The sequence below is a fragment of the Flavobacterium alkalisoli genome, from assembly GCF_008000935.1.
GTDB classification, from domain to species: domain Bacteria; phylum Bacteroidota; class Bacteroidia; order Flavobacteriales; family Flavobacteriaceae; genus Flavobacterium; species Flavobacterium alkalisoli.
In genome coordinates, this window is the sequence record NZ_CP042831.1 from 3303870 (window position 1) to 3318321 (window position 14452).

Below are 14452 nucleotides of genomic sequence, written 5' to 3' on the forward strand. Positions count from 1 at the left end.
AACATCATTATGTGGTCAGGATGGGACTTTTCAAGGTCTGAATGAAAAAAACTATTTTCTAACAAGCTTATAAACGCCTGTTTTTGCTTCAGAAGTTACGTGCATCATATATACACCTTCAGACAGTTTAGCCACGTCAAGCTGAGAAGCCGATGCTTCCACTTTTACAGCCATTACTTTTTGACCTGTAAGGTTATATATTACCACACTCTCTATATAATTTTGAGCACTTATATTTAAAGTACCGTTTGTAGGATTTGGATAAAATGCAAATCCGGCAATAGTGTTATCGTTTAATCCAAGAGTCTGAGTTGTAAATGATTCCTGACCTTCCCACTCACTTACCATTTCCTCTGCGCAAATTGCACGAACATATACATGGTATTCAGTTTCAGGATCAAGCTCATCAAGCATAACTTCAGGTGTATTTTCAACCGTAACGATTTCACCTTCTGTTTCAGGATCAAATCCGGCAGGACCATATAACACTTCCCATACAGTAGCCTCTCCATTCTCTGTCCATGATACCATAGCAGATGATGAAGTAGTATCAGTTATCTCAATTTGTGAAGGAGTAGCACAAACTGCTTCTTCAAGTGTAGTGAATGGTTGTGTACTTTCCCAGTTACTTGTAAAATCTTCTCCACATACCGCACGAACATAAACATCATATTCGGTATTTGCATCCAGTTCATCAAGCATAACTTCAGGTGTATCCTCAACCGTTACGGTCTCACCTTCTGTTTCGATATCAAACCCAACAGGACCATATAACACTTCCCATACAGTAGCTTCACCATTCTCTGTCCACGATACCATAACAGACGATGAAGTTATCTCAGATACTACAATAGTTGATGGTGTTGAACAAAGTGCTTCTTCAAGAGTAGTAAATGAATCTGTACTTCCCCAGCTACTTGTAAAATCTTCTGCACAAACTGCACGAACATAAATATTATATTCAGTATTAGCATCCAGTTCATCAAGCATAACTTCCGGAGTGTTATCAATCGTCACTGTTTCACCTTCTGTTTCAATATCAAATCCTACAGGGCCATATAATACTTCCCAAATAGTAGCTTCGCCATTCTCTGTCCATGAAATCATAGCAGATGATGAAGTTATTTCGGTTACCTGAATGGCAGACGGAGTAACACAAACCGGAGCCGCATCTGTAGTAAATGTTTCAGAAACTGTCCAGTCAGTACTTGTTTCACTACAAACCGCACGTACATATACATCATATTCTGTATCGGCATCAAGTTCATCAAGAACAACCATAGCCACATCTTCAACCGTTACGGTCTCACCTTCTGTAGCAACATCAAATCCTGTAGGGCCATATAACACCTCCCACTCTGTAGAAGTACCGTTTTCTGTCCATGCAACCGTAGCTGTAGTTTCTCCTATTTCGGTAACAGCCACTGCTATAGGAACTGCACATACCTCAATTACAATCTCTGTACATTCTGATAGTACTGTACAACCGTTAGCAGTTATCCTTACTGCATAGTTACCAGATTCTGTAGCTGTGAATGACTGGTTTGTAGCTCCCTCAATGTCTGCATTATTATCATTACAGTCTACCCACTGGTAAACAGCATCTGTTTGAGCAGCAGTTATTGTAGCATCAACAAGAGCAACTGCATCATCAACTTCACTCTCGTTAACATCAACTGCTCCTGCTATATAATTTGAAGCAAGTCCGTTAAGAGCAAAAGTGTTGAAAGTACCTACATATCCGTTTCCTGAAGCATCTGTAGCAGAAGCTACAGCAGTATTATCTGCCTCCGGAGTACCTTCATTAAGTTTAAAGTATGCCTGAAGGTTTGGTTGTACACCACAAAACTCTGCATCTTTGTTTGCAGCGATTTCTGCCTGCGTACGTGCTACGCTCCATACACGAACCTCATCTATAGAACCATCAAAATATCCGCCAAAACTTGCATTAATCCTACGACCTATTATCATATCTGTTACAGCCATTGTGTTTAATGGTGTTGATATATCACCCTGAGTATCTAATACTCCATCTACATATAACTTATACTTATTAGTTGTTAAGCTGTTATCATAAGTAACCGCTACATGATGCCAGTTTCCGTCGTTTACGTTTACTGTACCATTAATGCCACCACCTTTATTTTCTATCCTAACCACATCATTAGTACCTGATGCATTTAATCTGAAAGTAAATCTGGCACCGTTTACAGCATCTGAACCCCAGGTTGCGATAATTTGCTCGTTATTTCCACTATTGGTTTTAACCCAAGCCTCTACTGTACGGGCATTATTTCCTAAAACCCCCTGATAGTTTGTCTGGATATAATCTCCGGCGCCATCAAAGTTCAGGGCTATAGCTTCGGTTGGTTCAACCACAACTTCTTCAAGAGTAGTAAAATCTTCAACTACAGTCAATTCGCTTGTAAGGTCTTCACCACATACCGCACGAACATAAACATCATATCCAGTATTTGCATCAAGCTCATCAAGCATAACCTCTGCTGTAGTATCAACAGCTACGGTTTCACCTTCTGTTTCTACATCAAACCCTGTAGGACCGTAAAGTACTTCCCAAGTTGTTGCGTCACCGCTTTCTGTCCATGAAACTGAAGCTGAAGAAGTCGTTATATCCTCAACCATAATACCTGTAGGCACTGCACAAACTTCTGTATTAAGGGTAACCTCCATACAGTCTGACTGTACACTACAACCACTATTTGTAACAATTACAGCATAATTACCACTTGCAGTGGGTGTAAATGTTTGTGATGTAGCTTCGTCTATTGGAGCATCTTCGTTATCACAATCAACCCATTGGTAAGTTGTACCTGTAGCAGCTTCTGTGGCGGTTAATGTAGTTTCTTCAAGAGTAACCTCATCATTTATTGTAACGCCAGTAATTGTTGCCAGTCCGTCTACAAAGTTTGAACCTGTACCGTTAAGTGCAAAACCATTAAATACAGCCAAATAGTTATTTCCTGAATTATCGGAAAGAGAAACTCCTGCATTATCTGCTTCAGGAGTACCATCATTCATTCTAAAGTTAAGCTTAAGGTTTGTTTGCGGACCGCAAAACTCGGTATTCATATTAGCCTGAAGTTCTGCCTGTGTACGTGCTACATTCCATACACGAACATTGTCCATGTCTCCCTGAAAGAAGTTTACACCATCTATTCTCGCACCTAATCTAAAATTTGTTGTAGAGCCTGTATTTGCTGTTACATTTCCTTCAATATCTAACACCCCATCAAGATAAAGCGCTATTTTGTTTGCTGCTGTAGGGTTATATACTACAGCTACGTGGTGCCATTCGCCATCATTAACAGCCACAGTACCATTAACTGCACTTCCCTGTACTTCTAAACGCAGTGCATTATTATTAAGAATACAAAATGTAAATCTTGTTGAAGTTCCTAAAGTACCCCAGTCTGCAATTACACTTTGTCCCTGCCCACCCTGATTGGTTGGCAAAGAATTTTTTGTAGTTCTTATCCATCCTTCAACGGTTCTTGCTCCACTTCCCGAAACACCTCCGTATGTTGTTTGAATAAAATCATCTACACCATCAAAATTAACTCCAACATTACTAACCGGAGTTACAACTACCTCCTCAAGGGTAGTAAATGCCGTTACAGCAGTCCATTCACTTGTAAAATCTTCACTACAAACGGCACGAACATAAACATCATAACCAGTATTTGCATCAAGTTCGTCAAGAGTCATCTCTGCCGTAGTCTCAACAGTTACAGTTTCTCCTTCTGTCTCAGGATTAAAACCTGTAGGGCCATACAAAACTTCCCACTGGGTAGCATCACCGTTTTCTGTCCATGATATTGTAGCTTCTGCTGTTGTTATATCCGCAGTCATTACAGCTGTAGGCGATTCACAAACAGCAATTGTAACTGCAGTACATTCTGACTGTGCACTACATCCTCCTTTTGTAATTATTACAGCATAGTTACCTGTAGCTGTCGGTGTAAATGTTTGTGAAGTAGCTTCATCTATCGGAGCGTCTTCGTTATCACAATCTACCCACTGATATGTGGTACCTGTAGTTGCTTCTGCTGCTGTTAAAGTAGTACCGTCAAGTGTAACAGAATCATCTATTGTTACAGCAGTAAGAGCTGTGGCTCCAGCAATAAAATTTGAACCTGTACCACTAAGCGCAAAACTATTTAGGGTTCCAGTATATGTATTGGCAGAACTATCTGAAATAGTAGTTTGTGTAGCATTATCTGCTCCTGCAGTACCTTCATTAAACTTATAGTAGGATACTAAGTTTGCCTGAGGATTGCAAAATTCAGTATTCATATTATCCTGAATTTGTGCCTGTGTACGGGCAACATCCCAAACACGAACCTCATCAATAGCACCGTCCCATACCGTAGTTGCAGAAAGGTCGGCCCTTATCCCGATTGTCATATTTGTAGTCCCCGGCTGCACGTTTAAGGCAGTGGTCATGTCACCCTGTATATCTAAAACCCCATCTACATAAAGTTTATATTTATTTGTAGCTGCATCGTTATCATAAACCACTGCAACATGGTGCCACTGGTTATTAGTTACAAAAGCACTACCGTTTATTCCGGCTCCGCCAATTTCAATTCTGATTACACTTGCTGAAGGATTTATTTTAAAAGAGAATCTTGAACCGGCACCAGCAGCGGTATCTCCCATATCAACAAGAAAACGCTGACTGGAATCAGAACCAACTTTTATCCATGCTTCAACAGTGCGTGATGCATTACCCGAAATACCGGCATAATTTGTTACGATATAATCGTTAGTTCCATCAAACTCGAGGGCATTTTGCTGTGCCTGCATCGAGGAGGACGCGAGACAAAAGGTAAATAACGAGGCGCGCAAAAGATTAGCCCCGGTAAGTAAATTTTTATTCATAATAAGTAGATTTTGGTTATCCCAAAAATCTTATATCTTATTATTAGCCTTTAGCAACCTCGTTTCAAAAAGTGTTAATTTGGTTTCAATATACTATTTTACCTGATATTTTGCAGGAGTTACACCATAATATTCCTTAAAACACTTAGAAAAATAGGATGGTGTATTAAAGCCCGTCATATAAGCTACTTCAGAAGCATTATAATCTTCCGAAAGAAGCTTGACAGCTTTTTTAAGTCGGTAAACTTTTATGATTTCCCCTGCCGGAATATCGAACATGGTCTTTACTTTTCTGTGAAGGCTTGTCCTGCTCATACACAAGGCTGATGCAAGCTCATCAACACTAAAGTTCTTATCATCCAGATTATCTTCCACAATCTTATATATTTCCTCTAAGAATGCATTATGACTTACTTCATTACTATTTACAAGTTCCTCTTCTGATGAAGAAGTGAAACTTTTATGATAATGTTCCCTCTGCTTCTTTTGTAGTTTAAGTTGGTTTTTAATTCTCAATTGCAGTTCTGATATGCTAAAAGGCTTTTTTATATAATCGTTTGCACCAAACGAAAGTCCTTCGAGCCTGCTATCCATATCTGCCTTAGCTGTAAGTAAAATTATTGGTATATGATTGATATTTATGTCCTGCTTAACGGCTTTACAAAACTCAAAGCCATTCATTTTTTCCATTGCAACATCACTCAGTATTAAGTCAGCACTTTTCGTTAAAACTATATCTAAAGCCTCTTCTCCATTAGCTGCATAAAGCACATTATAGCTTTTTTTAAGATTATCTATTATAAAAGAGGCTAGTTCTTCATGATCTTCAACAACAAGAATTACAGGTTTAGTGCTGTCCCCTTCATTCTTAATTAACTCATCGCCTTCAAGTCTGTCCTCATTTTCATATTTCTCTATTGGTTCCTCATTTTTGCTGTCAAGAGGCAACCATACTGAAAAAGTTGTTCCTGTAGGTATTTTGGTACTACTGCTTAAGGTAATTGTCCCTTTATGCAAATCCACCAACTCCCCTACTAATGATAAGCCAATACCATTACCCTGTAACTCATCCTGATTGCTTCCTTTAAAATACCTGTTGAAAATATTTTTCTGTTCTTCTTCCGGTATACCCTTTCCGGTATCCTTAATCTCTAAAAATAATCCTTCCTTGTTCTTTTCAACCTTAACCGTTATTACATCTCCTGCATTACAAAACTTTAGCGCATTAGACAGAAGATTATATAATATCCTGTCAAGTGTATTTATTGAAAACAGAAACTCGGCAGTAGCAGGTGTCTCAAATTCGATTATTACCTGCTTAGCCGTTGCTTCTTCTCTAAAGGCTTTAATTATATTTGAAACTACCATAACCACATCTCCCCAAACCATTTGAGGTTTTAGTACGCCTGCCTCCAGCTTTGCTATATCAAGCAACTGATCTGTAAGGTTTATAAGGCTTGACGTATTCTTTTCTATTATGTCAAGCAATTTGCCTTTGTCATCTTCACTATTTGTTTCTCTTAACTGATCTGTAGGACCTAAAATAAGTGACAATGGTGTACGAAATTCATGAGCTATGTTAGAAAAAAAGCGTGTTTTTACCTGATCGAGTTTACGTAGCTCTTTTGCTTCTTTTTGTTTCAGTAAGATTTCATTCTTTATTACTCCCTGATTAATCCTGAAACGAATAAACCATGCTATACTCACTGCCCCAATAATCAAATACAATAATTTAGCCCACCATGTTTTCCACCAGGGCGGAGTGATTTGCATTTCAAGAGACTTAATATGTGGGCTCCATACACCTGAAGTGTTTGAGGCGTTTACCTCAAAAATATAGTCTCCGGGAGGAAGTTTAGTATACACCGCTTCCCTTTTATTACCTACCTCTACCCAATCGTCATCATAACCTACAAGGCGGTATCGGTAATTTATATCAAGGGGTTGGTTAAATTGTAAAGCCGTATAGGATATTGCTATAGTATTTTCTCCATAATCAAGGAAAAGATTCTCAAGATTGTTCACCGGACTCAATTCAGGCTTTACATAACGAATAGCCTGGTTATTAAGCTTAATACCTGTAAAAGCAGTTTGGGGAGTAAAAGTATCTTCCTTTACATTATCAGGATGAAATTTTACTCCATTGCTTATTCCTCCAAAAGCCATCTTACCATCGGGCAACAGTAACTGATGATAATGATTAAATTCTATATTCTGTAATCCATGATTACGGGTAAAAACCCTACACTTATGAGTATGTGTATTAAAGTAAACCAGACCTTTATTTGTACCCATCCAAAAATTACCGGAACTATCGGTAAGTATGGAATAAATAACATTATCCGGCAAACCTTCTTTTATCGAAAAAACATTTGTTTTATAGGTTGTTTTATCAAAACGTATAAGCCCTCCTGTACTGCCTATCCATAAAATATTCGTATTATCTGTATCCGGTTTAACAGAAATAAGATTGTTTGTAGGCAGTCCTGCTTTTCCGCTTTGAATTAAAGTTGTTTTTTTTGTACTTATATCAACCTTAAGCAAACCATGAGATTCGGTAGTAATCCATAAACTGTTATTTTGCGGATCTGCATAAATATTGTTTGGTACTATTTTTTTTGTACCTGTTACTGGAGTATTTGATATGTTCAATAAATGTTGCCACTTATTTTCAGATGCATTAAAGAGGTATATATCATTAGCCTTATCTATTACAATAGGGTTATTATTAAGTATAGATATCCCCTCTATAGGGATAAACCTCTTAGTTCCAGCTTGAGGTACAACAGCAAGCTTAGTAATTTTGTCATTATCTTTATTATAATAACAAACAGTACGGTTTAAAGCCATCCAATGCTTATTGTTATCCCAAACCGACCTAAAAGAATAGGAAGGATTCAGTACTCCTTTTTTATCGTAGTGCCAGTTAAAAAAATCTTTTACAGATATTCCATAAGCCTCCTCAAGCACATCAACAATAAAATCATCCTCATAGGAAAACCCTTCAAAATCAATACTTGTATCAATTGTATAAACGCCTTCTGCATCTCCTCCTATCCATATTAGTCCTGATTTATCAACTAAAAATGCTTGGGGCTGCCTGTTGCCTTTAAGATCGATATCAGCCACTATCTCTATGCCTAATTCATCGCTATAGCTACAAACCTTATTTGCACAAACAAAATAATCTTTTCCGTTAGGTCCTGTATCAACCCATCTTATTGGTGCTTTAGAAATAAGCGGAAGTTTTACTTTCCTAAAGGTTTGCTTTTCCGGGTTAAAGAAATAAAGCTTTTCATCATCTGCCCACATAAGATTCCCATTACTTCTGCAATGGAACGAAGAAAAATCATATTTTTTATTGAGATTGTATCCCAGTTCTTCAGGAATAGGTATAGATGTAAACCTGTTAGTATCTTTATTTACTTTTATTATAGCCTTTTGGGTTAACAGCCATAAATTTTTATTTCTGTCTTCCAGCAAATTACAAACAGCTCCATCTTCGGGTTTTAGATGTTTACTTTGATTTACCAGTTTGTTTTTATCTTTTAAATCAACAGTATACAAATCTCCTTCTTTTTCCTTAAACCAAAGAACGTTATCGGTCGTAACAAACCAAATCCTTCTGTTTATAGCAATCTTATGTTTTTCTAAAAATTCCTGAGTAATAATATGCGAAGATTGTTCTGTATCAATATCAAACCTGTCAATCTCTCCCGTTTCATACTTAATCCATATCGAATAATCAGTCCCGTTTTGAATATATTCGATAATATTTGATGCCAATGCATCTTTACTATTGGCATTACTCTGAAAAATCTTGAATTTATGTCCGTCATAACGTGCCAGTCCGTTACGGGTGCTTATCCACATAAAACCATTTTTACCCTCCACAATTGCAGAAACAAATGATTGGGGTAATCCTTCATCGACAGAGAGGTGCCTTATATTTTGCGAAAAAATAAAACAAGGAAATATAATAGTCAGAAATGTAAATATCGATTTTACATTAGTCATTTTTTATGTGGTATAAATTGTGGTATTTGCAGTAACTGGCAGCGCAATATAGTTAAATTATGGTTAAGAAATTTTAGTACAAAACCCTAAAAACAGTCATTCCGTAATATTTCACATTTCTCCTTAGCAGCAATAAAATAATAACAAAAGTGGTTCTCTCTAAAGTCGTCAGTAACACAATTATATTCAACAAAAAAACACATTAACATTTTTTTTCTTATTTTAGTAAAAAAAACCACACTTACTATGAAAAAAAATTATTTTAAGCTTAGTGCTTTAACTGTACTATTTACAGTTTTTTTATCAAACAAAAACCACGCTCAGGACACTTACACGGTAGAAGCTATACCATTCCAGCAGTATAGTACCAGTCAGCCTATTGAATTTACAATAGATGACAAGTATTCTGATGTGCTTACTATTCCTTTTAATTTTACCTTTTTTGAACAGGAATACAACCAGTTTCTTGTAAGCACTAATGGTTATATTGATTTTAGGACAGAACTGGCCAATGAGAACAGCCCTTGGTCTTTTAATATGTCTATACCCAATACAGGATTCCCTGTTAAAAATTCAATTTTAGGGTGCTATCATGATATGGATAACAGCTCTGGTGTAGGTACCATAACATGGTCTGTAACCGGTAATGCTCCTTACAGGCAATTTGTACTTTTATACAATAATCAACCTCATTTTAGTGCATCATGTAATACAACTGCTTTTTCTTCTTTTCAGGTCATTCTATATGAAACTGTAAACTTTATAGATGTACAGATAATTAAAAAAGATTTATGCACTGAATGGCAAGGCGGTTATGCTGTAGTAGGTGTTATAAATGATACAGGTACAGAAGGCTATGCACCACCCTTAAGAAATACCGGAGCATGGACAGTAACAGAAGGAGCTGGTGAAGGATGGCGATTTAAGCCACAGGCAAATCCTGACAATACTTATAAATATATTAAATGTGATACTGATGCAGATGGTATAGAAACTTTTGATTTTAATGTGATCTTAAATGATATAAATAGTTCTGCTGTTTTATACTCAACCTATGAAGATGCAGAAGCGGAATCTAATGCCTTATCAGGTACAGGATATACAAACGCTGTTCCGTTTGAGTTAACAACTATTTATGCCCGATACAATGATATAATTATTCCTGTCTCTTTAAGCATGGTAGATTGCGGACTTGCTTTTGATAATGATAATGTACCAACAGCTGATGAAGACTTAAATCAGGATGGCAATCTTGCTAATGACGATACCGATGGTGACGGGTTGCCAGATTTTATTGACAATGATGATGATGGTGATTTGATTCTTACCTCTGAAGAATATGTATTTGGAAGGGACGTTAACGATATGTATGATACCGATGGAGACGGAATCCCTAATTACCTGGATAATGATGATGACGGTGACGGTATACTTACTATAAATGAAGAATACAACGGAAATAACTACCCTGCTGATGATGATACTGATGAAGACGGTATTCCTGATTATCTGGATAATGATGATGATGGCGACGGAATACTTACAATTGATGAAGATTACAACCAAAATGGTGACCCTACAGATGATGACCTTAACGGAAATAACATCCCCGATTATCTGGATGCCGAGGCTCAGGGACTGGGAATAAACGAAAATGATTTCAACAAAAGTATTACAATATACCCTAACCCTACTAACGACGTATTAAACATTAATAATCTTACAGGAAAGGAAATTACTGAGGTAACTATTTACTCTATAAACGGAGTTAAGGTTAAGCAGCTTAACACAGCAAATCAGCTTGACATTAAAGAGCTTCAAACTGGTATATACATATTAAAAATAACCATTGACAATCAATCGCTTACATATAAGCTTATAAAAAATTAGTATAATTTACTGTTATAACAAAAAGGGAGCTAATTAGCTCCCTTTTGTTATTATTAAAATACTCTTACCTATTGCTTTTTTACATACTTTGTAAGTATCACTATCATTTGCCCTTCTATTTTACCTTCAATCTGTTCCGGGTTATCATGTACAAGCCTTATGTTTCTTACTGCAGTACCTATTTTTGCATTAAGTGAAGAACCTTTAACATCCAGATCTTTAATTAATGTAACGGTATCTCCGTTTTGAAGTATATTCCCATTACTGTCTTTATGTAAAGAAGCATTAACATCGCTTAAATGATCTCCTGTTTCTTTAGCCCACTCTAAATTATCTTCTTCAAGATAAATCATATCTAAAGCATCTGCCGCCCAACTCTCATTTCTAAATCGGTTAAGCATTCTCCACGATACAACCTGTACAGCGGGTACTTCACTCCACATAGAAGTTGGCAGTACATTCTCCCACAGTTTACTGTTTAATTCCTCCTTTTTTTCAATTTGATTAAGGTATTTTTCGTTAATCAGTATAGCTGTATCTGCTCCACTCTTATTGATAGAAGGAACTTCATAAATATTGAGGTTATCTGTATCCCCACTCAACTCACATTTATTTCCGCTTCGTTGCTTTACTATATCTTCTGCTTTCATTTTTAACATATTGGTTAGGCTGCAAAAATAAAAATTGCTGATAAAGTAATCGTTATAATCATTAATAAATAATTAAAACCAACACTAACCATTTCATAATCAAAAAACTAAAACTATCAGCAGTTCAAATTCAGTTTTTCTCGCAATTGTTGATAAAGAAAACAAACTCTTTAACATATAATTTGTTTTTCCTGTAACAAAAAGTTATTTTTGAGTCTAACAAAAAAACCACCCACACTATGACATTTCGAAGCTTATCAGATGTTATTTCCTGCCTGAAAGAATGGGAAAACATCAGAAACAACAGTGCTGAAGTTGTTAATTACCTTAATTTAGGAAATGCTTTTTCCTACAGTCTTAAATCTACAAGTTCTGATCTTCATGCCTATCCTGGAGTATGTAATGGTAATCAGTTTTACATGTTCCTTATTCCGGCAGATCAGGATATTAATCAAAATGATGAAGATTTATTTAATGCCATAACAATTTGTCAGGTTACTCATGTACTGGGAGACCCGCATTCAATACCGGAACCAGAGGCTCTAAATAGAATTAATGCATGGAGCAAGAACTATTCGCAATGGGCAAACAATCAAATTAGCAAAGCTGCAGTATCAAATGGTATTTTTCAGGTTTTCAATATGCCTAGTACATATATGAAGCCAAACCACGAGTATGTTACATTTTTTGCTTTAAAAACAAGTCCAAAAGCAACAACCGGCTTTGATGCCGATTTAGTGACTAACGACCCGGCTGGTACTGCAAGTTACTATGATACTGTAACTCCAATGCCTCCATTTACTGCAATGCCTTCTAGCTCCTTTTATTTGTTAGAATTAGCTACTGTATAATCTTTTTATGGATTTATCTGATCTTATTAAATTTATAATGTACTTATGTCCTGCTATCCTTCTGTTTGGGATAATTATAGGATGTTACCACTATAAATATTTAAAAAGAGAGTATAAATTTCTCCTACTATACCTTTTAATTTGTTTTTTAACAGATGTTTCAAGTCGCATAGTAGGAGAAATCACAAAAAATAACCTTATTTTTATTGTATTATTCAGTTTTTTTGAATTGATTTTTTTTACGACATTTTATCAGGTATGTTTTTTTAAAAGAAAAGTAAGGTCTGTAATAATTGTAAGCAGTATTTTTGGTATATATATAATTTGGGAGATATTTTCATTATGGAATATTCCCCCTGCTGAGTTTCAAACCTATTCTAAAACACTAAGTTCTTTCCTTATTATATTTATGGCTATAAATTATTTACTGGAAAAAATAGAGCATAAGGAAAAGAATAACCGTGTTATAATGCTAAATTCAGTAATAATTATTTTCTTTTCATTGCACTTAATATTTTTTCTTCCCATTAATTTTCTTATTAATGTGCCTTCATTTATTAAATTTTATTTCTGGACCACAAATTTTTTACTGACACTAATCTTCTATGCTTTTTTAATTAGGGAAATATGGAAAAATGGCTCGATCCAAAAACAATTGCGCTCTGGATTGTAATTGTACTACTTATTATATCGCTTCTTGCCTTTTCCTTTATAAGACTGGTAAGAATCAACTTTAGGCGTATCGTAGTAGAGAGGCTTAAAGAATCGCGTACACAAATAGAGCACCAAAAGCAGCTTTTGGAAACCGGTATAATTGCACAGGAACAGGAAAGAACCAGAATTGCAGCTGATTTACATGACTCCCTTATTGGAAAATTAACCGTTTTAAGGCTTAAAAACCAAACAGCACAAAACACTGAAGAAATAGACTCTCTTTTAGGAGAAAGTATAGCAGAAGCCCGAAGGATATCACACGACCTTACCCCGCCTATGCCTAAATTTATTACCCTTGATGAACTAATTGAGAATGTACTTGCTCCGTGGAAAAAACAATTTACCTTAACCTTTAGAAAAAGTATTTACAGCGAAAAAAACATTCCAAACGATTTGAAAATTCAAATTGTAAGGGTTATACAGGAAATTATAATAAACATACACAAGCATGCCGAAGCCACAAATGTTTTTGTACATTTAAGAATGAGCCCTACCCTGCTCTCCATAACCATAAAAGATAACGGAAAAGGGTTTGATGTAGAAAAAGCTAAGAAAGGTATTGGGTTAAAAAACATTGAGTTGCGCATGCTCTTTATAAAAGGACACCATAAAATAAAAACAGGAAACAAGGGGACTACTGCCATTTTAGTATTAAATCACTCAAAAATTGAATCTGAATGAAAGATATCCTGATTGCCATAACCGATGATGACAACCTTATAGCACAGTTACTGGAAAGCTATCTTAGTACATGCCCTAACTTAAAAGTATTATTTACGGCTAATAGCGGACTGGATTTAATTGAAAAACTTAAAACCACTACCACATTGCCCGATATATTACTTCTAGACCTTAAGATGGAAGGTATGGATGGAGTGGAAACTACACAATATATAAAGGCTAACCATCCTGAAATAAAGATAATAGTAATATCATCGCATTACCAAAACTCCTTTTTAGGCTTCCTGTTTAAAACAGGAGCTTCAGCTTTTGTACCTAAAGGTATATCTCCTGTATTGCTTAAAGAGATAATTACCAGAGTACACGAAACAGGTATTTATTTTATGGACGATCAGATAGACAGTATGCGGGAACAGATTTCGTCTAAATCACCTAAACCTGACTTAAACGATGAAAACGACCTGTCTGAGCGTGAAATAGATGTACTAAAGCTTATCTGTATGCAAAAAACAGCCAAAGAAATTGGCGAAACCCTTTTTATTACTACAAGAACAGTAGAAGGACACAAAAACAACCTTTTCGCAAAAACAGGGGCAAAAAATATTGCTGGCCTGGTTATCTATGCAGTACAGCATAACATAATCAATATACACGACCTTAATTTGTAAACCGTAGTTAATACGTAAAAATACCTGTCGTTTAAAACAGGTAATACCCTCCTTATATAAAATATACATGTAAAGTACT

General features: G+C 36.0%; 7 protein-coding genes. 4 read left to right on the forward strand and 3 right to left on the reverse strand.

Annotated features, from left to right (window positions below):
• Positions 1-51: 51 nt before the first annotated feature.
• Positions 52-4902 (reverse strand): LamG-like jellyroll fold domain-containing protein, encoded by a 4851-nt coding sequence (locus FUA48_RS14945; protein WP_147584274.1) that lies wholly within the window; start codon positions 4900-4902, stop codon positions 52-54.
• Positions 4903-4995: 93 nt separating this feature from the next.
• Positions 4996-8919: a hybrid sensor histidine kinase/response regulator transcription factor gene (locus FUA48_RS14950; protein ID WP_147584275.1), complete on the reverse strand. Its 3924-nt coding sequence runs from the start codon at positions 8917-8919 to the stop codon at positions 4996-4998.
• Positions 8920-9165: 246 nt separating this feature from the next.
• Here FUA48_RS14950 and FUA48_RS14955 point away from each other — a divergent pair, with 246 nt between their 5' ends.
• On the forward strand, positions 9166-10809 hold the full coding sequence (locus FUA48_RS14955; protein WP_147584276.1) for a T9SS type A sorting domain-containing protein: 1644 nt from the start codon (positions 9166-9168) through the stop codon (positions 10807-10809).
• Positions 10810-10877: 68 nt separating this feature from the next.
• On the opposite strand, the gene FUA48_RS14960 is transcribed toward FUA48_RS14955, so the two are convergent.
• Positions 10878-11459, reverse strand: a complete 582-nt coding sequence (locus tag FUA48_RS14960; protein WP_147584277.1) for a PhnA domain-containing protein — start codon at positions 11457-11459, stop codon at positions 10878-10880.
• A gap of 239 nt (positions 11460-11698) precedes the next feature.
• On the opposite strand from FUA48_RS14960, the gene FUA48_RS14965 reads away from it, so the two are divergent.
• The 3 genes from FUA48_RS14965 (at position 11699) to FUA48_RS14975 (ending at position 14373) form a co-directional block, all read left to right on the forward strand.
• Complete coding sequence (locus FUA48_RS14965; RefSeq protein ID WP_147584278.1) at positions 11699-12310, forward strand: hypothetical protein; 612 nt, start codon at positions 11699-11701, stop codon at positions 12308-12310.
• Between the two features lie 627 nt (positions 12311-12937).
• Positions 12938-13705: a sensor histidine kinase gene (locus tag FUA48_RS14970; RefSeq protein ID WP_147584279.1), complete on the forward strand. Its 768-nt coding sequence runs from the start codon at positions 12938-12940 to the stop codon at positions 13703-13705.
• On the forward strand, positions 13702-14373 hold the full coding sequence (locus FUA48_RS14975; protein ID WP_147584280.1) for a response regulator transcription factor: 672 nt from the start codon (positions 13702-13704) through the stop codon (positions 14371-14373). Before FUA48_RS14970 ends, FUA48_RS14975 begins: the two co-directional genes overlap by 4 nt.
• Positions 14374-14452 lie beyond the last annotated feature (79 nt).

What these genes read in the sequence shown, in the direction of transcription:
- FUA48_RS14945 (WP_147584274.1), bottom strand. Translation starts at nt 4,902, where the DNA reads ATGAATAAAAATTTACTTACCGGGGCTAATCTTTTGCGCGCCTCGTTA.
- FUA48_RS14950 (WP_147584275.1), bottom strand. Translation starts at nt 8,919, where the DNA reads ATGACTAATGTAAAATCGATATTTACATTTCTGACTATTATATTTCCT.
- FUA48_RS14955 (WP_147584276.1), top strand. Translation starts at nt 9,166, where the DNA reads ATGAAAAAAAATTATTTTAAGCTTAGTGCTTTAACTGTACTATTTACA.
- FUA48_RS14960 (WP_147584277.1), bottom strand. Translation starts at nt 11,459, where the DNA reads ATGAAAGCAGAAGATATAGTAAAGCAACGAAGCGGAAATAAATGTGAG.
- FUA48_RS14965 (WP_147584278.1), top strand. Translation starts at nt 11,699, where the DNA reads ATGACATTTCGAAGCTTATCAGATGTTATTTCCTGCCTGAAAGAATGG.
- FUA48_RS14970 (WP_147584279.1), top strand. Translation starts at nt 12,938, where the DNA reads ATGGAAAAATGGCTCGATCCAAAAACAATTGCGCTCTGGATTGTAATT.
- FUA48_RS14975 (WP_147584280.1), top strand. Translation starts at nt 13,702, where the DNA reads ATGAAAGATATCCTGATTGCCATAACCGATGATGACAACCTTATAGCA.